Annotated in this window: 16 protein-coding genes and 1 riboswitch; of the genes, 6 read left to right on the top strand and 10 right to left on the bottom strand. The window is 72.6% G+C overall.

Going from position 1 to position 18,844, the window contains the following annotated elements:
- Positions 1-160: 160 nt before the first annotated feature.
- Together ASG91_RS20875 and ASG91_RS07145 are read left to right on the top strand one after the other, a co-directional pair.
- On the top strand, positions 161-319 hold the full coding sequence (locus ASG91_RS20875) for a hypothetical protein (protein ID WP_162257516.1): 159 nt from the start codon (positions 161-163) through the stop codon (positions 317-319).
- A gap of 43 nt (positions 320-362) precedes the next feature.
- Complete coding sequence (locus tag ASG91_RS07145; RefSeq protein WP_056921956.1) at positions 363-1,004, top strand: DNA-3-methyladenine glycosylase; 642 nt, start codon at positions 363-365, stop codon at positions 1,002-1,004.
- A gap of 76 nt (positions 1,005-1,080) precedes the next feature.
- Here ASG91_RS07145 and ASG91_RS07140 read toward each other — a convergent pair whose 3' ends face one another.
- The 3 genes from ASG91_RS07140 to ASG91_RS07130 all read right to left on the bottom strand — a co-directional run bounded on the left by ASG91_RS07140 (position 1,081) and on the right by ASG91_RS07130 (position 6,181).
- Complete coding sequence (locus ASG91_RS07140; RefSeq protein WP_056921955.1) at positions 1,081-3,177, bottom strand: elongation factor G-like protein EF-G2; 2,097 nt, start codon at positions 3,175-3,177, stop codon at positions 1,081-1,083.
- A gap of 57 nt (positions 3,178-3,234) precedes the next feature.
- Positions 3,235-5,403: an ATP-binding cassette domain-containing protein gene (locus ASG91_RS07135; protein WP_371262041.1), complete on the bottom strand. Its 2,169-nt coding sequence runs from the start codon at positions 5,401-5,403 to the stop codon at positions 3,235-3,237.
- A 91-nt stretch (positions 5,404-5,494) separates the two neighbouring features.
- Positions 5,495-6,181, bottom strand: a complete 687-nt coding sequence (locus ASG91_RS07130; RefSeq protein ID WP_056921953.1) for an ECF transporter S component — start codon at positions 6,179-6,181, stop codon at positions 5,495-5,497.
- An 87-nt stretch (positions 6,182-6,268) separates the two neighbouring features.
- Positions 6,269-6,371: riboswitch (TPP riboswitch) on the bottom strand.
- A 105-nt stretch (positions 6,372-6,476) separates the two neighbouring features.
- Between ASG91_RS07130 and ASG91_RS07125 the strand changes: the two genes are divergently transcribed.
- On the top strand, positions 6,477-6,755 hold the full coding sequence (locus ASG91_RS07125; RefSeq protein ID WP_056921952.1) for a DUF4235 domain-containing protein: 279 nt from the start codon (positions 6,477-6,479) through the stop codon (positions 6,753-6,755).
- A 7-nt stretch (positions 6,756-6,762) separates the two neighbouring features.
- Here ASG91_RS07125 and hutI read toward each other — a convergent pair whose 3' ends face one another.
- The 3 genes from hutI to ASG91_RS07110 are packed head-to-tail and all read right to left on the bottom strand — an operon-like array spanning position 6,763 to position 10,453.
- Positions 6,763-7,926 carry an imidazolonepropionase gene (gene hutI / locus ASG91_RS07120; RefSeq protein WP_056921951.1) on the bottom strand — a complete coding sequence of 388 codons (1,164 nt, stop codon included), beginning with the start codon at positions 7,924-7,926 and terminating at the stop codon, positions 6,763-6,765.
- The gene (locus ASG91_RS07115; protein ID WP_056921950.1) at positions 7,923-9,248 is read right to left on the bottom strand and encodes a formimidoylglutamate deiminase; all 1,326 of its coding nucleotides are present in this window, start codon (positions 9,246-9,248) and stop codon (positions 7,923-7,925) included. The genes hutI and ASG91_RS07115 overlap by 4 nt, the downstream gene beginning before the upstream one ends.
- Positions 9,245-10,453: an allantoate amidohydrolase gene (locus ASG91_RS07110; protein WP_255358308.1), complete on the bottom strand. Its 1,209-nt coding sequence runs from the start codon at positions 10,451-10,453 to the stop codon at positions 9,245-9,247. Before ASG91_RS07110 ends, ASG91_RS07115 begins: the two co-directional genes overlap by 4 nt.
- A 179-nt stretch (positions 10,454-10,632) precedes the next feature.
- Between ASG91_RS07110 and ASG91_RS07105 the strand changes: the two genes are divergently transcribed.
- Positions 10,633-11,145 (top strand): aminoacyl-tRNA deacylase, encoded by a 513-nt coding sequence (locus ASG91_RS07105; RefSeq protein ID WP_056921949.1) that lies wholly within the window; start codon positions 10,633-10,635, stop codon positions 11,143-11,145.
- Here ASG91_RS07105 and ASG91_RS07100 read toward each other — a convergent pair.
- The 4 genes from ASG91_RS07100 to hutH form a co-directional block, all read right to left on the bottom strand.
- Complete coding sequence (locus tag ASG91_RS07100; protein ID WP_162257515.1) at positions 11,142-12,245, bottom strand: metallophosphoesterase; 1,104 nt, start codon at positions 12,243-12,245, stop codon at positions 11,142-11,144. The two genes, ASG91_RS07105 and ASG91_RS07100, sit on opposite strands and share 4 nt — an antisense overlap.
- Before the next feature lie 115 nt (positions 12,246-12,360).
- Positions 12,361-13,707 (bottom strand): metallophosphoesterase, encoded by a 1,347-nt coding sequence (locus tag ASG91_RS07095; protein WP_162257514.1) that lies wholly within the window; start codon positions 13,705-13,707, stop codon positions 12,361-12,363.
- Positions 13,708-13,913: 206 nt separating this feature from the next.
- Complete coding sequence (gene hutU, locus ASG91_RS07090) at positions 13,914-15,572, bottom strand: urocanate hydratase (protein ID WP_056921946.1); 1,659 nt, start codon at positions 15,570-15,572, stop codon at positions 13,914-13,916.
- A gap of 45 nt (positions 15,573-15,617) precedes the next feature.
- Positions 15,618-17,183: a histidine ammonia-lyase gene (gene hutH, locus ASG91_RS07085; RefSeq protein WP_056921945.1), complete on the bottom strand. Its 1,566-nt coding sequence runs from the start codon at positions 17,181-17,183 to the stop codon at positions 15,618-15,620.
- 166 nt (positions 17,184-17,349) lie between these two features.
- Between hutH and ASG91_RS07080 the strand changes: the two genes are divergently transcribed.
- Positions 17,350-17,838, top strand: coding sequence for an RNA polymerase sigma factor (locus ASG91_RS07080; protein WP_056921944.1), 489 nt, complete (start codon positions 17,350-17,352; stop codon positions 17,836-17,838).
- Positions 17,831-18,841, top strand: a complete 1,011-nt coding sequence (locus ASG91_RS07075; RefSeq protein WP_056921943.1) for a hypothetical protein — start codon at positions 17,831-17,833, stop codon at positions 18,839-18,841. The genes ASG91_RS07080 and ASG91_RS07075 overlap by 8 nt, the downstream gene beginning before the upstream one ends.
- Positions 18,842-18,844 lie beyond the last annotated feature (3 nt).

Here is an 18,844-nt window from a genome sequence, read left to right as displayed (position 1 = left end):
TCGCGGCCGTCGCGCGACACCAGTGGCCAGAAGTCCCGGCGTCAGGGGTGCGGTGGCGAGGAACTGGGTCAACGAGTCGCAGCGGAATCTCGGCCAGTGGCCCACTCCTGAGACCCGGTATGCCGCGTGGCTGTCGGTGGGGGGTCCTACCGTGGGCGTCATGGCCGAGAAGCGCTCGTCACACCTGAGGGTGGTCCCCACCCCGTCCGCCCCCGCGCGGGCTCCTGAGGCCTCGCGCGCCGACACCGACCCGACCCGGGACTACTGGGCCGAGCTGCAGGCCCTGCGCGACGAGCGGCGGCGGCTGCGCGCCGGCTGACCACGCGGTCGGTCCGGGTCAGCTGGGGGTAGCGTCGCGGCACGTGGACGACCGACTCTTCGCGCGCTCGGTGTCGGAGCTGACGGCCCACGACCCCGACCTCGCCGCGCTCGTGGCCGAGCACGGCATACCTCCGTTGTGGCTGCGGCCACCGGGGTTCGCGAGCCTGGTGCTGTTCATCCTCGAGCAGCAGGTGTCGCTGGCGTCTGCTGCCGCGGCCTACCGCAGGGTGCTCGAGCGCGTGGGCACCATGGGCCCCGAGCCGTTGCTGGCCACGACCCCCGAGGAGCTGCGGGTCGACGGGGTGTCGCGCCAGAAGGACCGCTACCTGCGCGCCCTGGCCGCAGCGGTCGTGACCGGCGAGCTCGACCTGCCCGGGCTCGATGCCCTCACCGACGACGAAGTGCGGCGAGCGCTCATCGCCCTGCCCGGTGTCGGGCGCTGGACCGCCGACGTCTACCTGCTCGCCTGTCTCGGCCGCGCGGACCTCTGGCCGGTCGGCGACCGCGCGCTGCAGGTGGCGGCGGCCGAGGCCCTGCGCCTCGACGTGGTGCCCGACCAGGCTGCCCTCGAGCTGGTGGGCGAGCGGTGGCGACCGCACCGGTCGACCGCGGCGCGGCTGCTCTGGCACGGTTACCTCGCGCGGCGCGGCCGGTCCGAGACGCCGCTCATCGTCCTCGACTGACCCGGCCCCCGTCTGTTGGAAGCGAAACTTCCGGAGATCCGGCAGTTTCGCTTCCAACAGACGCAAGCCCGGGACGTCAACCGGCCGTCACCTCGCGGGCGAGGGCAGGTGGCATGTAGTCGTAGCGGACGAAGCTGCGGGTGAAGCTGCCGGTGCCGTGTGAGACCGAGCGCAGGTCGACCGGGTAGCGGGCCAGCTCGTGGGCCGGCACCTCGGCGTGGATGACGGTGCGCCCGGTGACCTCGGACGGCTCGGTGCCGTGCACCTGACCGCGACGGCCGCGCAGGTCCGCCAGCACCCCGCCGACCGCGTCGTCGCTGACGTCGATGTGCACCTCGTCGACGGGTTCGAGCATGGCGACCGTCGAGTCGTTGGCGGCCTCTCGCAGCGCCATCCCGGCGGCGGTCTGGAACGCCATGTCGGAGGAGTCGACCGAGTGGGCCTTGCCGTCGACGAGGGTGATGCGCACGTCGACCACGGGGTAGCCGGCCAGCACCCCCTTCTCGAGCTGGTTGCGGGCGCCCTTCTCCACCGAGGGGATGAAGTTGCGGGGCACGGCTCCCCCGACGACCTTGTCGACGAACTCGATGCCCGCGCCGCGCTCCAAGGGCTCGATCTCGAGGTGGCAGACGGCGTACTGGCCGTGTCCACCCGACTGCTTCACGAGCCGGCCCTGCACCTTGGTGGGCCGGACGAAGGTCTCGCGCAGCGACGTCCGCACCGGCTCGACCTCGACGGGCACGTGGTAGCGGGAGTCGAGGGTGGCGATCAGCTGGTCGACGTGGGCCGGGCCCATCGTCCACAGCACGAGCTGGTGGGTCTCGGCGTTGTGCTCGAGCCGCATGGTGACGTCCTCGGCGACCAGCCGTTGCAACGCGGTCGCGAGCTTGTCCTCGTCGCCCTTCGACCTGGCGTGGATCGCCACGGGCAGCAACGGGTTGGGCAGCAGCCAGGGTTCGACGAGGGCCGGCTTGTCCTTGCGCGACAACGTGTCCGAGGTCTCCGCACCCGCGAGCTTGGCGACGACGACCACGTCACCGGCGATCCCGGCGGCCACCGGCCGCGTCTCGTCACCCACCGGCGCAGAGAGCGGGCCGATCCGCTCGTCATCGGTGTCGTGGTCGGCGTGCTCGTCCACGAGGTGGCTCGCGAAGTGCTGGAGGTGACCGGAGATGTGCACCGGTTCGTCAGGTCGCAGCGTGCCGGAGAACACCCGCACCAGCGACTGACGACCCACGAAGGGGTCGGTCGTGGTGCGCACGACCTCGGCCACGAGCGGACCCGCGGGGTCGCAGGTCACCGTGCCGAAGTCCCCGCCGGCCGGGGTGTAGACGGTGGGGACTGCTGCCCCCACCGGAGACGGGAAACCCTTCTCGCACAGCTCGAGCAGCGCCTCGACACCCACGCCGCCGGGAGCATGGGTCGGCAGGATCGGGAAGAAGCGGGCCGTCGCGATGGCGAGGCGCAGGTCGCCGGAGACGGCCTCGGTGTCGACCTCCTCGCCCCCCAGGTAGCGCTCGAGGAGCCCTTCGTCCTCGGACTCCTCGATCACGGACTCGATCAGCTCGCCCCGCTGGGCGTCGATCAGCTCACCCTCGTCGCTGCTGGGCTCCCGGTCGGCCTCACCGCCACCCGGCCGCTGCTCGGTCACGGTGCGGCGCAACAGGTTCAGCAGTCCGGTGACCGCGCCGTCGACCACGAGCGGCAGGGCCAGCGGCTCGGCATCCCCGAAGGCGCGCTGGCACCCGTCGACGGTCGCCTCGAAGTCGGCCCGCGCCTGCTCGAGGCGCGTGACGGCGACGGCACGCGGCATACCGAGCACCTCGCACTCGCGCCACAGCAGTCGGGTCGGCTCGTCCACGCCCTCCGCCGCGGCGACGACGAAGATGGCCGCGTCTGCGGCCCGCAGGCCGGCCCGCACGTCACCCACGAAGTCGGGGTGACCGGGGGTGTCGAGCAGGTTGAGAGTGACCTCGCCGGTCGGGATCGAGGCCGCCGTCAGGGACTGCGTGGCGGCGAGGTCGCCCCCTTCACGAGCGCGGCGGCCCGGGATCCGGGCCGCCACGAGCTGGTCGAACAGTGCCGTCTTGCCGGCCCCGCTCGCTCCCACCAGGACCACGTTGCGGATCTGGTCCGGTGAGGACGGACCCGCGGCGTCGCTGACACGGTTCATGAGGTCACCTTGCTCCGGTCGCCCACGCGCCGCAAGGGGTCGCTGGTCTCCCGGTGATCAGCGGACGAGGACCGCCACCGCGAGGGGGACCAGGCTGGCGGCGACCACGAGCCAGTCGGCGCGTCGCCACGGCGCGGGTGCAGCCCAGGTGCGCCGGTATGCCGTGGCGAAACCTCGCGAGTCCATCGCCACCGCGAGCGCCGCCGCGGACTGCAACGACCGGACCAGCATCCCCAGGGTCAGCGCCCACAGCTCGGCGAGGACCGAGCGCGGGGAACGCGCCGTGGCGCCGATCCCGCGCACCCGGCGGGCCCGCGCGATCTCCGACCAGATCTCCCCGAAGGTGTGCACCCGCTGCAACGCCGCCGCGACGGCCACGACGGGGCGGGCCGGGAGACGGAGCCGTTGCCCGAGGTGGTCACCGAGGGCGTCGGCGTCGACGTGCTGGATCAGCACCGCCGAGGGCAGCACGATGATCAGCACCCGCAGCCCCGCCGTGAACGCGGTGCCACCCTCGTGGCCTCCGAGCAGCCAGGTGGACCACGCCACCGAGAGGGCGCCGAGCACCCCGGGGCCGAGCCGCAGGAGCACGCCGCGCAGCCGACCGGTGGGGGCCGGTCCCCGGCCCGGCGCCCAGAGCGCGATCACCGCGAGCACGGCCTGCACGGACAGGACCAGCAGGCTGGTGGACCACCGCGGCGAGACGACCCCCGCAGGGATCGCCAGGCTCGCGCCAGCCAACAGCGACAGCGGGCCCGCGCGGGCCACCAGCGGGCGACGGCGGACCGGTGCCGGTGGCGGCTGAACGGGTCGCTCGATCACCGTGACCGCGTCCGCCCGCGTGGTCACGGCGTCGTCGTGCGTGGTCAGCACGATCGCCGCCCCCGTGTCTCGCAACCCCTCGACGATGCCCATGACGGCAGCCCAGGTCAGCCGGTCCTGACCGACGGTGGCCTCGTCGGCGCAGACCAGGGCTGGCTGGTGGACCACTGCGGACGCGACCGCCAGCCGACGCTGCTCCCCGCCCGAGAGGTGTCGGGGGTCGGCCTGCTCCAGGTGGGCCAGACCGAGGTGCGCCAGCAGAGCCCGGGCCCGCACCCGCGCCTCGGACTCGACCAGCCCCACGGCCCGGGACGTGGTCATCACCTCGTCGAGCACGGTGTGGCTGACGATGGTGGAGCTGGCCCACTGCGGCACCCAGGCCACCCGGCGGGCCAGGTCGATCGTGCCCAGCTCGCGTGGGTCGCGCTGCCCGTCGACCGCCAGGTCGGGCCGTAGCCGCACCTCCCCACCCTGCCGACGCAGCAGCCCGGCCAGCGCCAGCAGGAGGGTCGACTTGCCGGCACCGCTGGGGCCCACCAGCGCGTGCACCTGCCCGGCGCGGGCCTGGAACCACTGGTCCTGCACCGCGACCGTGGTGCGGGTCGAGCCGTCGAGCGCCCGCACCGACCTTCTGATGGTGACGTCTGCCGCGTCGAGGGTCAGCACGTTGGCGCCCGTCGACGACGGCTCGAACACCCCAGCAGGTATGCCGCGTGGTTGCGGATCGGGGAACCCGGGCACCCAGATGCCCTGGGCAGCAAGGGATTCCCCGTGCAGGGCGAGCACCGAAGCAGGCTCGCCGTCCGCCACGACCCGGCCCGTGGGGTCGAGGACGACCAACCAGTCGACGAGGTCGAGCCACGGGCCGAGCCGGTGCTCGACGACGACCGTCGTCAGCCCGCGGGACCTGGTGACCTCGTCGACCGTGCGCCGGACCGACTCTGCGTTCACCGGGTCGAGCATCGCGGTGGGTTCGTCGAGCAACAGGACGGCAGGCTCGAGGGCGAGCGCTCCCGCGAGGGCGAGCCGTTGCTGCTCACCCCCGGACAGTGCGAACGTCGGGGTGTCCTGCGGCATCGTGAGGTCGACCGCGGCCAGCGCAGCGGCGACGCGCGCGGGCATGTCCGCCCGCGGCATGCCGATGTTCTCGAGGCCGAAGGCCACGTCCCGTCCGACGGTCGCCGAGACGATGCCCGCACCGGGCTCCTGGAGGACGAGACCGACATCGCCGGCCCGGGTCCCCGGGACGGCGCCGTCGAGCAGCACGGTGCCGCCGCGCTCACCCGAGTCGGCGACCTCGAGCACGCCCGCCAGCGCTCGCAGCAGCGTGGACTTGCCCGAACCGCTGGGGCCGACGAGCAGGACCCGTTGGCCGGGCGGGATGTCGAGGTCGAGTCCGGGGATGACCGGGTCGCGACGGCCGTAGGGCCGCCAGGTCAGTCCCCGGACCTCGAGCTGACCCCGGCGCCCCGACGGGGCGCCGGGACCGGGGTGGTCAGACAGCGTGTGACTCCCGGGCTTCCTGCCCTGCGGGGAAGGCGCCCAGGGCGCCAGCTCGGGCCAGCCCTCGCGTCAGCAGCCACCCGAGGCCACCGGCGATGATCGCGCCCGCGACGGTGAGGATGCCGGCGTAGGCGAGCTTGTAGCCCAGGTCCCAGTCCGTCCACCACGTCTGCCACTCGTAGAGAGCTTCCAGCGGTGCGGAGAGGGCGCCGGCGAGGAGTGCGGCACCGAGGCCGAACGCGGCATACCCGAGGAGCAGGAAGGCGATCTCCGCGCCGAGACCCTGCAAGATCCCCGAGACGAGGGTGGTGAAACCCCACTTGGTGCCGGGAAGCATCGAGACGAGGGCCGCCACGACCTCGCAGAGCAGGGCGGAGCCCGGGCGGCGGATGACCAGGCCGCCCACGACCCCGGCCATCAACCAGGGCGCGCCCGTGATGCCCTGCAGCGGCGGGAAGAGGGCCTCGAGCCCCGCGGCCGGTGCGGTGTAGGCCAGACCCCAGGCCCAGTAGGCGACGCCGAACGCGGCGCCGAGGAAGGAGACCGTCAGGAGGTCGACGGTCCGCCAACCCCAGAGCTGCCCGCTGGCGCGGATGCTCCCGCGACGTGGCGGGGTGGAGGTGGGCGAGGTGGACGAGGTGCTGCCGGCCGAGGTGGCCGGGGTGTTGGTGGTGCTCATGTTTTCTTCTCCCGTGGGATCCGGTGGATACCTCGGGGAGACAGCTGCCGGGAGAGGAGCACCTGTGGTGGCGCACTCGCCCGACAGGTGTCTGAGATCTCGACTCCCTACGCCGGTGCGAACCGGATCAGGTGTGAGGGTCTGCGGTCTCCCGCACTCTCAGCGCTTGCGCGCTCCCCTGTCGTTACGCGTCGAAGACTACTCCACGATGTGACAGGGTGGAGGCGCAGGTCAGCAGCAGTTTGCCGCGGCCGGGACAGCGATCGGCAGGCGATCGGAACGGGAGAGGTGCGACATGGGACCACTGGTGTGGCGAGTGCTCGGGACCGGGTCGGCGGTGCTCGCCGGCGTCATCGCCAACAAGCTGGTCACCACGGTCTGGAAGAAGGCCGGCCGGGACGCCGTCGTCGACCCGCGCGACCCGCGGACGCCATGGAAGGACGCCATCGCGTTCGCGGCGCTGACCGGTCTCGCGGTCGGGGCGGCCAAGGTGATCGTGACCCGGAAGGCGGCCCAGTACTACCAGAAGTCGGCCGGCCACCTCCCCAAGGCCATGCAGGAGGGCGACGCCTGACGCGTCGCTAGAGGTCGAGCGCCCGGGCGATCGGGACCCCGGCGCGGTAGGACAGGTGCACGTGGGACGGCGCGTCGAGCACGGTCAGGTCAGCGCGCGCCCCGACCTCGATGCGACCGATGTCGGTGCGGCGCAACGACTTCGCCGAGCCGACGGTCGCCGCGAGCACGGCCTGACCCGGCGTCAGGCCCATCTCGCGCACGGCGAGCGCGATGACGAACGGCATCGACGACGAGTAGCAGGTGCCCGGGTTGCAGTCGGTCGCGAGGGCGATCGACACCCCGGCCCGCAGCAGGGCCGCCGCGTCCGGGTACGGCGAGCGGGTCGAGAACTCGACCCCCGGCAGCAGGGTCGCCACCGTCGTGTCCGCCGCTCCGGCGAGTGCCTCGACGTCCGCGTCGGACAGGTAGGTGCAGTGGTCGACGCTGGCCGCCCCCAGCTCGACGGCGAGGCGCACGCCGGGTCCGTGGCCGAGCTGGTTGCCGTGCACGCGCAGCTCGAGCCCTGCGTGCCGTCCGGCGACGAGGACGGCCAGCGCCTCGTCCTCGGTGAAGGCGTGCGCGGAGTGCGGCTCGCAGAAGACGTCGACCCACCTCGCGTGCGGAGCTGCTGCTTCCAGCATCGGCCCCGTGACCAGCTCCAGGTATGCCGCGCGGTCACCCGCGTACTCGCGGGGCACCACGTGGGCGCCGAGGAACGTGGTCTCGGGGGTGAACTCGCGGGCGATGCGCAGCGCCCGCGCCTCGTCCTGGACGGTCAGCCCGTAGCCGCTCTTGATCTCGACGGTCGTCGTGCCCTGGGCGCGCATCTCCGCGACCCGGCCCGCGACCAGGGACCGCAGCTCGTCGTCCGAGGCGTCGCGGGTCGCCGCGACGGAAACCCCGATCCCGCCCCCGTCGTAGGGCGTGCCGGCCATGCGGGCGGCGAACTCGTCACCGCGGTCGCCGGCGAACACCAGGTGCGCGTGGGAGTCGACGAAGCCGGGCAGCACCGCGCGACCCTCCACGTCGACGGCGCGGTCGGCCGCCGGCGCCTCCGAGGACGAGCCGACCCAGACGATCCGGTCGTCCTCCACGACGACGGCGGCGCCGTGACGCAGCCCCAGGCCGTCGGGGGTGGTCCCGTCGCAGGTGACGAGCTCGCCGATGCCGGTGACGACGGTGCTGCTCACTGGTGGTCCCTGACGTCGGACAGCGCCTTGCCGAGCATGGCCGCCACGTCACCGAGCCGGTGGCGGCCGGACTCGACCACCACCTGCCCGCCGACGACGACGGTGTCGACATCGGATCGGGTTGCGCTGTAGAGGATCTGGCCCGCCTTGGCACCCGCGGTGTTGACCGTGTCGGTACGCACGACGACGAAGTCGGCGGCGGCGCCGTCGGCGATGAGCCCGGCGTCCTGCCACCCGAGGCTGCGGTAGCCGTCCACCGAGGCGGCGGTCATCAGCTCGTCGGGGGTGAAGCGGCCGCGCTCGTTGCTCGCCAGTCGCTCGTGCATCTCGAGCCCCCGGATCTCCTCGAACGGGTCGATCACGGCGTGCTGGTCGGAGCCGAGCGACAGCCGGGCACCGGCCTCCGCCAACGCACGGGCCGGGCCGATGCCGTCCGCGAGGTCGCGCTCGGTCGTGGGGCAGAAGCACGCGGTCGACGACGACCCACCGAGCAGCTGGATGTCGTGGTCGGACAGGTGGGTGGCATGGACCGCGCTGAACCGGTCGCCCAGCAGCCCCGCCTCGTCGAGCAGCTCGGTGGGGGTGGCGCCGTAGAACATCTGGGTGGCGAGGTTCTCAGCCGGCTGCTCGCTCACGTGGGCGTGCACGATCCGACCGCGGGTGACCTCGGCCATCGCGCGCAGGTCGTCGCGGGGCACGGCGCGCACCGAGTGGACCGCCGCCCCGATGCGGGTGGTCGCGTCGGGGCTGAGCGCGGCGACGCGGGCCGCCCACCGGTCGACGTCCCCGTCGGTGAAGCGCCGCTGCACGTCGTCGAGGGGCAGGTGCCCGTCGCCCGACAGGCCCCCGGCGAGGTAGCAGGTGTCGAGGAGCGTCAGCCGCAGGCCGGCCTCGCGGGCGGCCTCGATGACTGCTTCGCCCATCGCGTTGGGGTCGGCGTAGGGCCGCCCCGCCAGGTCGTGGTGCAGGTAGTGGAACTCCCCGACAACCGTGGTGCCGGACAGCACCATCTCGGCGAAGACCGCCCGGGCGAGGGCGAGGTAGGTGTCCGGCGTGAGGTGCCGCGTGACGGCATACATCTGCTGGCGCCAGGTCCAGAAGTTGCCGCCGTCGCCGTGGGTGCGGCCGCGCAGCGCGCGGTGGAAGGCGTGGCTGTGCGCGTTGGCCAGCCCGGGCAGGACCACCCCGTGCAGGCGGACGTCACCGGCCTCCGCCCTCGCGCGGCGGTGCACCCCCGCGAAGACGCCGTCGACGACGTCGAACCGCACATCGGTCGCCAGTCCCGTGGGCAGCCAGGCGTGCTCCGCCCAGTAGGTCGTCATGCTGCGTCCCCGGCGAGGTCCTCGAGCACCGCGGTGAGGGCCGCGACCCCTTCGAGGCAGTCGGACGTCTCGGCGAACTCCTCCGGGGAGTGCGAGACGCCGGTGGGGTTGCGGACGAAGAGCATGGCGGTCGGGATGCCGGCGTTCGCGAGGATGCCGGCGTCGTGCCCGGCCCCCGTCCCGAGCACCGGTATGCCGCCGAGCCGGGTGCCCAGCCGCGCGCTCAGCGAGGTGTCGAACGGCGTGGACGGGGTCCAGGACTCCTGCGTGATCTTGCCGCCCGACTGCTCGACCATCGCGGTGATGTCGGAGACCGCGCGACGGACCGCGCGCGGGCTGGCGCCCCGGGCGTCGAGCCAGCCGGTCACGGCGCTGGGGATCGCGTTGACGCCACCGGGCGTCACGGCTACCTTGCCGATGGTGGCGACGCACCCGTGGGTGATGGCGGCCTCGCGGGCGGCGAGCACCGCGGCGGCATACCCGAGCATCGCGTCGTGCCGGTCCTCGAGCCTGGTCGTGCCCGCGTGGTTGGCCTCGCCGGCGAAGTCGAGCCGCCACCGCCCGTGCGGCCAGATGTCGCTGCCGACCGCGATGGGGTGGTCGAGGTCGATGAGCCCACGGCCCTGCTCGACGTGCAGCTCGACGAAGCTGCCGATCCGCCGCAGCGCGTCGTCGTCCCGACCGATCTGGTGCGGGTCGCGCCCGGCCGCCTTGAGCGCGTCGGCCATCGTCGTGCCGTCGGCGTCGGTGAGGCTGCGCGCGCGGCGAGCGGTCATGGCTCCGGTGATGACACGTGAGCCGGCGCAGGCGACCCCGAACCGGGCACCTTCCTCGTCGACGAAGTTGACGACACCGATCGGCCTGGAGGGCTGGAACCCGTTGGCCTGCAACGCGTCCACCGCCGCGAGGGCGCTGACGACCCCGAGCGGGCCGTCGAAGGCGCCACCGTCCGGCACGCTGTCGAGGTGGGAGCCCGTGACGACGCCCTTGTCCCCCTTGGCCGCGGCCGAGTCAGGGTCTCCCCACCACGCCCACTGGTTGCCCATCCGGTCCTCGGTGAGGTCGAGCCCGCGCGCCGCGCACTCCCCCGCGAACCACTCGCGCAGGTCGTGGTCCTCGCGGGTCCACGCGAACCGGCGGTAGCCGCCGCTCTGGGCGCTGCGTCCGACCGGATGCAGGTCAGACCACATCGACTCGAAGCTCACGGTGTCCTCTCAGCTCTGCCGCGCCGACGGCGAGGTCCACTCGACGCTCTGCTCAACCGGCACCGAGACCATTCCACACCAGGGACCGCCGTCGCACGGCAGGACTCCGGGCATTGCGTCTCGGATCCCAGACCGGTGCCCGGCAGACGCAACCTGCGCCGGGAACCTAGCATGGCGACATGACCCAGGACACCGGCTCCGACCCCACCCGGGACGGCATCCCGACCGAGGGCGAGGCGCGGGCCGCGGCCGCCCTGGCCGCCAGCGGGATCGAGCACACCCTGACCCGTCACGGTCGGGTCGGCTCCCTCGAGGAGGCGGCCGCAGCGCGGGGCGTCGAGCCGCAGGACATCATCAAGACCCTGGTGGTGCGGCGCGCCGAGGACGACTTCCTGTTCGTCCTGGTGCCGGGCGGCCGGGAGATCTCGTGGCCCAAGCTGCGGGCGCTGCTGGGCGTCAACCGGATGTCGATGCCGGACGCGGCCGTCGCCAAGGAGGTGACCGGCTACGAGCGCGGCACGATCACGCCGTTCGGCTCGACCACCGCGCTCCCGGTCGTCGCGGACACGACCGTCACCGGGCGCCTGATCTCGATCGGCGCCGGGGCCCACGGCGTGGCCGCGACCGCGCACTCCGACGACGTGCTCCGGGCCCTGGACGCGCAGGTCGCCGACGTCACCGAACCCGCCTAGGGACGCACCCAGCGCATCCCGGTGATCGTCGTCGAGTAGGGGTAGACCTCCTCGACGTCCTGCTGTCCCAGGGGTTTGGAGCGGTCGAAGCTGGACCGCACCTGCGTCGTGATGGTCCCGGCGGTGGTGTCCACGGTGACGATGCGGACCGGGTTGGTGTCGGGGGCGTGCATGGCCTGCAGGAACATCGCCACGCGGTGGCCATCGGGGGCAGGCACCGAGCCGGAGAAGACCTGACCCGTGTGACCCGAGAAGGTCATGACGACGTTGGGGTAGCCCTTGAGCGCATCCCACAGCTGGGTCGGGGTGGTCGCGCCGTAGCCGCCGTTGGTCGTGGAGATCGACCCGTCCCCCTCCAGGAACATGTGCGTCAGCACGATGACGTTGTGGTGCGGGTGTGCGGCGACCACGCCCTTGGCCCAGTCGACGACCTGCTGCCGCGGCCAGATCTCGAGGCTGAGGACGAGCCAGTCGTCACCACCGGCCCGGAACGTGCGGAAGCCGTTGTCAGACTTGCCCGGCTCGGCCAGTCCCTCGAAGCCGAAGTAGGACGGGGGGTAGTACCTGTTCCAGAGCGTCGTGTCGCGTACCGTCACCGCAGTGTCCGCCCCAGGGCACGCCGAGCCGCCCTCGCACACGGCCGCTGTGTCGTGGTTGCCGGGCGCCGCGATGAACGGGAGGCCGGCCGCCGCCAGGGCCGCGAACCGGGTGCTCATGCTCACCCACTGCTGGTGGTCCGGGGTGTCCCAGTCCTGGACGTCACCGCTGTGCAGCACCCACTGGAGGTTCAGCTGCTCACGGTGGGCGAGGAGCCACGCGACCCGCTTGTCGGTGCGTGGGTCGTCGGCCTTCACCTCGGGCTGGGTGTCCGGGATGACGGCGAACGAGAAGGTCGTGGCCGGGTCGGCGACCGGAGGGAGCGGCTCCGCCGTGGGTGCCGGAGTGCCGGACACCGCAGCGGTGCCGGTGGGCGCGGCCGTCGCCGTGGTGCCCGGGCTCCTCGGAGGCTCCGGAGTCGTGCACCCGACGGTCATGAGGGCGAGGGCGCAGGTCAGGGCGCCGAGCCCGAGCGCGCGTCGCCCCCTCCCCGCTCGCCCCATGCCGGTCACCCCACCTCAGTTGCACCGCCCCGTCGAGCCAGCGTATGCCGGGTGGTCACCACCCGGCATACGCCGTCCGGAGGAGCGCCCGGTGACGCTTGGTGACGGATGCGACTCAGCGCACCCAGCGCATGAGGGAGATGGTCGCGGTGTAGGGGTAGACGCGGGTGACGTCCTGCTGGCCGACGGGGTAGGAGCGGTCGACGTTGGACCGCACCCAGGTGTGGATGGTGCGGGCCTTGGTGTCGACGGTGACGAGCCGGACGGGGTTGGTGTACGGGGCGTGCATGGTCTGCAGGAACATCGCCACCTTGTGGCCGTCGACCGCGGTGGCCGAGGTGTTGAAGGCCTGGCCGACGTGCCCACTGAAGAACATCACGACGTTGGGGAAGTCGTCGAGCGCCGCCCACAGGGTCGTCGGGGCGGTCGCACCGTAGCCACCGTTGCTCGCGGAGATGGCTCCCTTCGACGTGAGGAAGGAGTGCGTCACGACGATGACGTTGTGGTGGGGATGGGTGGCCACGACGTTCTTCGCCCAGTCGATCACCCCGGTGCGCGGCCAGAGCTCGAGGTCCAGCACCAGCCACCCCACCCCGCCCGCCGAGAAGGTGCGCCAGCCGTTGTCCGACTTGCCGGTCTCGTAGACGCCCTGCAGCCCGAACCGGTAGGGCGGGTAGTACGCGTTCCAGGTCCTGGTGTCGCGCACCGTGACGTTGGTGTTGGCGTTCGGGCACGCCGACCCGCCCGGACAGACCGCTGCGGTGTCGTGGTTGCCCGGCACCGCGAGGAAGGGCAGGCCGTTCGCCTCGAGGGTCTCGATCCACCTGCTCATGTTCGCGAACTGTTCGTGCGCCGGGGTGTCCCAGTTCTGGAGGTCGCCGCTGTGCAGGACCCACCTGAGGTCGAGGAGGGCGCGGTTCGTGACCAGCCAGTCCACCCGCTTCGGGAAGCGGATGTCCGTGCTGTTCACCTCGTTCTGGGTGTCGGGCATCACGGCGAAGGTGAAGACCGGATCGGCGGGGGGCGCGGTCGACGGCTCGATCAGGGGCGTGTGGAAGGCAGTGCGGACCCGCACCCACCCGGCGGCCAGCAAGGCGGGGGCCTCGGCGGCCGGCGCGTAGCGGTGTCGGCCCTGGCGGACGAAGGAGGCGATCGCCCGGGTGCAGCCGGGGACCCGCAACCCGGAGGCGTAGAAGCCGGGGCCCTGGTCGGCATAGCCCGCGGCCAGCGCCTCGCGTTGGGCGGTCGACCCGTCGACCACCCACTGGAAGTCGTTGATGCGGGAGCTGAACATCCGGTCCACTGCCACCAGTCCGACCCGCGGGGTGACGGAGGAGCGGAAGGGGGTGCCCTGCGGGTCGGTGAAGCCGTAGGCGGCCGCCTTGGTGGCCTCGTCCGCCCACGGCGTCAGGAGACTGGCGCCGGTGTCCGGACGCGCGACGTGCCAGGTGGCCCGGTCCATGCGGTCACAGACCGTGTCCGCGACCGCCGTCGGGGGACTGGCGCCGACCACCGTCACCGCCGTCAGTGCCGCCAGGACAACCGTTATCGACTTCCCCAAGACGTGTCGCATCGCCCCTCCAGCACTGCACCCGGTCCTTCAGGTGTACGCCGGAGGGGCGACCCCGGCAACTCGGGGCCGCCCCTTGGTCGCTCCGGGTGGGCCGGTCAGCCCTCCCGCATCGGGATGCGGACGCCCTGCTCCTGCGCGGTGCGCTCGGCGATGTCGTAGCCCGCGTCGACGTGCCGGATGACACCCATCGCCGGGTCGTTGGTGAGCACGCGAGCCAGCTTCTGGGCGGCGAGCTCGGTGCCGTCGGCGAGGGAGACCTGGCCGGCGTGCAGCGAGCGGCCGATGCCGACGCCACCACCGTGGTGGATCGACACCCAGCTGGCGCCGGAGGAGGTGTTGACGAGGGCGTTGAGCAGCGGCCAGTCGGCGATGGCGTCGGAACCGTCGAGCATGGCCTCCGTCTCGCGGTAGGGGCTCGCGACGGACCCGGTGTCGAGGTGGTCGCGACCGATGACGATGGGTGCGCTCACCTCGCCGGTGCGGACCAGCTCGTTGAACGCCAGCCCCGCCTTGTCGCGCTCACCCTGGCCGAGCCAGCAGATGCGGGCCGGCAGGCCCTGGAACGCGATCCGCTCCTGCGCGCCGCGGATCCACTTGTGCAGCCGGTCGTTGTCGGGGAAGAGGTCCAGCACGGCCTTGTCGGTGGCCGCGATGTCCTTCGGGTCGCCGGAGAGGGCGGCCCAGCGGAACGGGCCCTTGCCCTCACAGAACAACGGCCGGATGTAGGCCGGCACGAAGCCCGGGAACTCGAACGCCCGGTCGTACCCGCCCTGCCGGGCCTCGTCGCGGATCGAGTTGCCGTAGTCGAAGACCTCGGCGCCGGCGTCCTGGAACTCGACCATGGCCTGGACGTGCTTGGCCATCGACGCACGGGCCCGGTCGGTGAACTCCTCCGGCTTCTTCTCCGCGTACTCGTGCCAGTCGCCCAGCTCGATCCCCTCGGGCAGGTAGGACAGCGGGTCGTGCGCGCTGGTCTGGTCGGTGACGATGTCGATCGGCACGCCCCGGCGCAGCAGCTCGGGGAAGACCTCGGCGGCGTTGCCCACGACGCCGACGGACCAGGCCCGGCGCTCGTTCTTGGCGGCCACGGCCTTCTCGATCGCGTCGTCGAGGGAGTCGGCGACCTCGTCGAGGTAGCGGTGCTCGACCCGGCGGCGCAGGCGGGTCTCGTCGACGTCGACGATCAGGCAGGCGCCCTCGTTCATGGTCACTGCGAGCGGCTGGGCCCCACCCATGCCGCCGCAGCCGCCGGTGAGGGTCAGCGTGCCGGCCAGCGTGCCGCCGAACTTCTTCTCGGCGATGGCGGCGAAGGTCTCGTAGGTGCCCTGGACGATGCCCTGGGTGCCGATGTAGATCCACGAGCCGGCGGTCATCTGGCCGTACATGGTCAGCCCGAGGTGCTCGAGCCGGCGGAACTCCGGCCAGGTTGCCCAGTCGCCAACCAGGTTGGAGTTGGCGATGAGCACCCTGGGCGCCCACTCGTGGGTCTGCATGACGCCGACCGGGCGCCCGCTCTGCACGAGCATCGTCTCGTCCTGCTTGAGCGTGCTCAGCGTGCGCACCATGGCGTCGAACGACTTCCAGTCGCGAGCCGCCCGTCCCGTGCCGCCGTAGACGACGAGGTCGTCAGGACGCTCGGCGTTCTCTGGGTCCAGGTTGTTCATGAGCATCCGCAGCGGCGCCTCGGCGCCCCAGTGGGTGGCGTGGGTGAGCTGGGTGCCGCGGGGTGAGCGGACGGGGCGAGCGCCTTCCATGTCGTTCTCCTTGAGTGCTTTCGACGAGTCGGGTATGCCGTGGTGTCAGTTGAGGGGGCCGGTGACGGACTCTGCTGCTGCGACCGCCGCACCGGTGGCGACGAGCTGGACCGCGGTCTCGATCTCCGGGGCGAGGAAGCGGTCGGTGCCCGGTGCGGGGGCGCCGGCGTCGCGCAGTGCCTGCACGACCGCCGCCGTGGCGGGCGCGGGGGTGAGCGGAGCCCGCAGGTCGAGGGCGCGGGCCGCCGTGAGCAGCTCGACCGCCAGCACCCGGGTGAGCCCGTCGACCGAGCGGCGCAGCTTGCGCGCCGCCGACCACCCCATCGACACGTGGTCCTCCTGCATCGCGCTGGAGGGGATCGAGTCGACCGACGCGGGTGCGGCGAGCCGCTTCATCTCCGAGACGATCGCGGCCTGGGTGTACTGGGCGATCATGTGGCCGCTGTCGACGCCGGGGTCGTCAGCGAGGAACGCGTGCAGCCCGTGGTTGCGCGACACGTCGAGGAAGCGGTCAGTGCGACGCTCGGAGATCGACGCCAGGTCGGCTGCGACGATCGCGAGGAAGTCCAGCACGTAGGCGACCGGCGCCCCGTGGAAGTTGCCGTTGGACTCGACCCGGCCGTCGGGCGTCACCACCGGGTTGTCGACCGCGGAGGCGAGCTCGAAGCCGGCGACGGTCGCGGCATACTCGACGGTGTCGCGGACCCCGCCCGCCACCTGCGGTGAGCACCGCAGCGAGTAGGCGTCCTGGACCCGCGTGCACGCCTCCGGGTCACGGTGGCTGTCACGGATCCCGCTGTCCTGCATGATCTTTCGCAGGTTCGCGGCGGACAGCGCCTGACCGGGCTGGGGACGGAGCGCGTGCAGGTCCGCGGCGAACACGTCGTCCGTGCCGAGCTGGCCCTCGACGCTCATCGCTGCGGTGACGTCGGCGACCTTGAGCAGCATCCGCAGGTCGGTGATCGCGAGGACGAGCATGCCGAGCATGCCGTCGGTGCCGTTGATGAGGGCCAGGCCCTCCTTCTCGCGCAGCTCGACCGGCGTGATCCCGGCCGCGGCGAACGCCTCGCTGGTCGGCATCCGCACACCCTCGGCGTCGCGGACGACGCCCTCGCCCATCAGCGCCAGCGCACAGTGCGACAGCGGGGCGAGGTCGCCCGAGCAGCCGAGCGAGCCGTACTCGTGGACCACCGGGGTGATGCCGGCGTTGAGCATCCCGACGTAGGTCGTCAGGGTCTCCTCGCGGATGCCCGTGCGGCCGGTCGCGAGCGTCGAGATGCGCAGCAGCATGAGGGCCCGCACCACCTCTCGCTCGACCTCCGCGCCGGAGCCCGCCGCGTGCGAGCGGACCAGCGACCGCTGGAGCTGGGCCCGCAGCTCGACGGGGATGTGCCGGGTGGCCAGGGCGCCGAACCCGGTGGAGACGCCGTAGTGCGCGACCGTGTCGTCGGCCAGCGCCTCGATCACGGCGCGGGTGCGGCGCACCTCGGTGAGCGACTCCGGAGAGATCTCGACCCGGGCGTCATGGCGGGCGACCGCCACGACGTCGTCGAACGAGATGGGGCCGGTGCCGACGGTGACCGTCGGCACGGAGGTGGCAGTGGTGGTCATGCCTCCATTGCAGCGGAGGTATGCCGCCAGCGCGCCCCGCGCACGCGGCATACCGTCTCGGATGCGAGACGCGTGGAGAGACTCGGGCGCGGTGGACGCGAACCGAACCACTCCCCCAGGTGTCGTCAGGATGTCAACATCGGACTGAGGACGGAGCCGAGGTGCCATGGAGCGTCACGAGGTCGTGAGCCGGGTCTACGACGCGTCATACCAGCGGCTCGTCGTGCAGCTGCTCGGCGTCTGCGGCGACCTGGCCGAGGCCGAGGACGCCGTGCAGGAGGCGTTCATCAAGGCCATCCGGCAGGGTGCCCACTTCGCCAGGGTCGACAACCCGGAGGCCTGGCTGCGCACCGTCGCCGTGAACCACGTCCGCAACGGGTGGCGCCACCTGGGTGTCGTCCGTCGCGTGCGGGTGCCGGCGCCGGGCGGACCGGGGGCGGTGGAGCTGACTCCCGACCACGTGGCCCTGGTCACCGCACTCGCCCAGCTGCCCCACGACCTGCGGCTCACGGCAGTCCTGCACTACGTCGCCGACCTGTCGACGACCCAGGTGGCCGCCGAGCTCGACATCCCGGAGGGCACCGTCAAGTCGCGGCTCTCCAGGGCCCGTGCCGCCCTGGCGGAGCTGCTGAGGGAGGAGTCCGAACATGTCTGACCTCATGGACCTGCGCCGGGTCGCCGACCAGGTCGCGGCCCCCGACTTCGCCGAGCTGGTCGCCGTGGCCGGCCGACGTCGCCGCCGCTCGGCCGCCGTCGCGAGCATCACGTGCGCGGCTGTGGTGGCCCTGGCAGCCGTGGTGACGACCTCGGGCGGTCACCGCGAGGCGACCCCACCGACCGACCGGACCGGCACGACGGACGTCGTGCGAGGCGCCGTGGACTTCCTGACCGTGGACGAGGTGGTCGGCCACCCCCGGTCGACGCTCCTGCGGACCCTGCGCTCGCCCGACGACGCGGGCGCCGAGGCCAGGGTGTGGACTCGCTGCCGCAGCCTCGTGCCGAGCTTCAACAGCGTCGACTGCGAGGTGGCGGTCGAGGTCACCCAGGGCGGCCGGAGCAGCCGGCACATGTGGGGGCTGTCGCAGTACGAGAGCTACGACGCACTGCCGGGCGGTGCCTTCTACGTCGACCTGTCCCGCGAGGGGGTCCCGCCGATGATCCTGCGGGCGGACCTGCGCGACCCGGTTGCCCTGCGGGACGTGCGCACGAGCACGCTGCTGCCCGCGCGCCCCGGCACGGACGTGGTGGCCTGCGGGTCCGGTGCGCTGTGCGTGGTCGACGTGGCGAACCGGCGGCTGATGGGCATGGACGTGCCCGTCGCCCGCTGGGCACCGACCCAGGACACCCTCCTGTGGGGGGTGACGGGCCACCGCGCGGTCTGGGTCGACGGCCGAGGCCAGGTCCAGGAGCACGCGCTCCCCACCAGCACCGACACGGTGTTCGCACCCGCGGACACCAGGGAGAAGGGTGTGCTGGCCTTCTACCGGATGCCCGAGTCGGGAAACGACGGTGAGCGGCTGCCCAAGGGCGTGGTCCTGGTCGCCTCGAGCGACGGCGGCACGACCTGGCGCACCCTCGAGGTGCCGGCGACGGCGACCGAGGCGTTCCGGCGGCTCGAGCTCCCCGCGGACTGGCACGACTGGTCGGCGAGCAGCTGACCG

It is taken from the genome of Phycicoccus sp. Soil802 (genome assembly GCF_001429605.1).
GTDB lineage: Bacteria > Actinomycetota > Actinomycetes > Actinomycetales > Dermatophilaceae > Pedococcus.
The sequence above is the reverse complement of the archived record's forward strand: the minus strand, read 5'-3'. Positions and strand labels throughout refer to the sequence as shown.

Coding starts and splice junctions, on each gene's coding strand:
- ASG91_RS20875 (WP_162257516.1), top strand. CDS start 161: ATGGCCGAGAAGCGCTCGTCACACCTGAGGGTGGTCCCCACCCCGTCC.
- ASG91_RS07140 (WP_056921955.1), bottom strand. CDS start 3,177: ATGAACCGTGTCAGCGACGCCGCGGGTCCGTCCTCACCGGACCAGATC.
- ASG91_RS07130 (WP_056921953.1), bottom strand. CDS start 6,181: ATGAGCACCACCAACACCCCGGCCACCTCGGCCGGCAGCACCTCGTCC.
- ASG91_RS07125 (WP_056921952.1), top strand. CDS start 6,477: ATGGGACCACTGGTGTGGCGAGTGCTCGGGACCGGGTCGGCGGTGCTC.
- ASG91_RS07115 (WP_056921950.1), bottom strand. CDS start 9,248: ATGACGACCTACTGGGCGGAGCACGCCTGGCTGCCCACGGGACTGGCG.
- ASG91_RS07105 (WP_056921949.1), top strand. CDS start 10,633: ATGACCCAGGACACCGGCTCCGACCCCACCCGGGACGGCATCCCGACC.
- ASG91_RS07100 (WP_162257515.1), bottom strand. CDS start 12,245: ATGGGGCGAGCGGGGAGGGGGCGACGCGCGCTCGGGCTCGGCGCCCTG.
- ASG91_RS07095 (WP_162257514.1), bottom strand. CDS start 13,707: ATGGACCGGGCCACCTGGCACGTCGCGCGTCCGGACACCGGCGCCAGT.
- hutU (WP_056921946.1), bottom strand. CDS start 15,572: ATGGAAGGCGCTCGCCCCGTCCGCTCACCCCGCGGCACCCAGCTCACC.
- hutH (WP_056921945.1), bottom strand. CDS start 17,183: ATGACCACCACTGCCACCTCCGTGCCGACGGTCACCGTCGGCACCGGC.
- ASG91_RS07080 (WP_056921944.1), top strand. CDS start 17,350: ATGGAGCGTCACGAGGTCGTGAGCCGGGTCTACGACGCGTCATACCAG.
- ASG91_RS07075 (WP_056921943.1), top strand. CDS start 17,831: ATGTCTGACCTCATGGACCTGCGCCGGGTCGCCGACCAGGTCGCGGCC.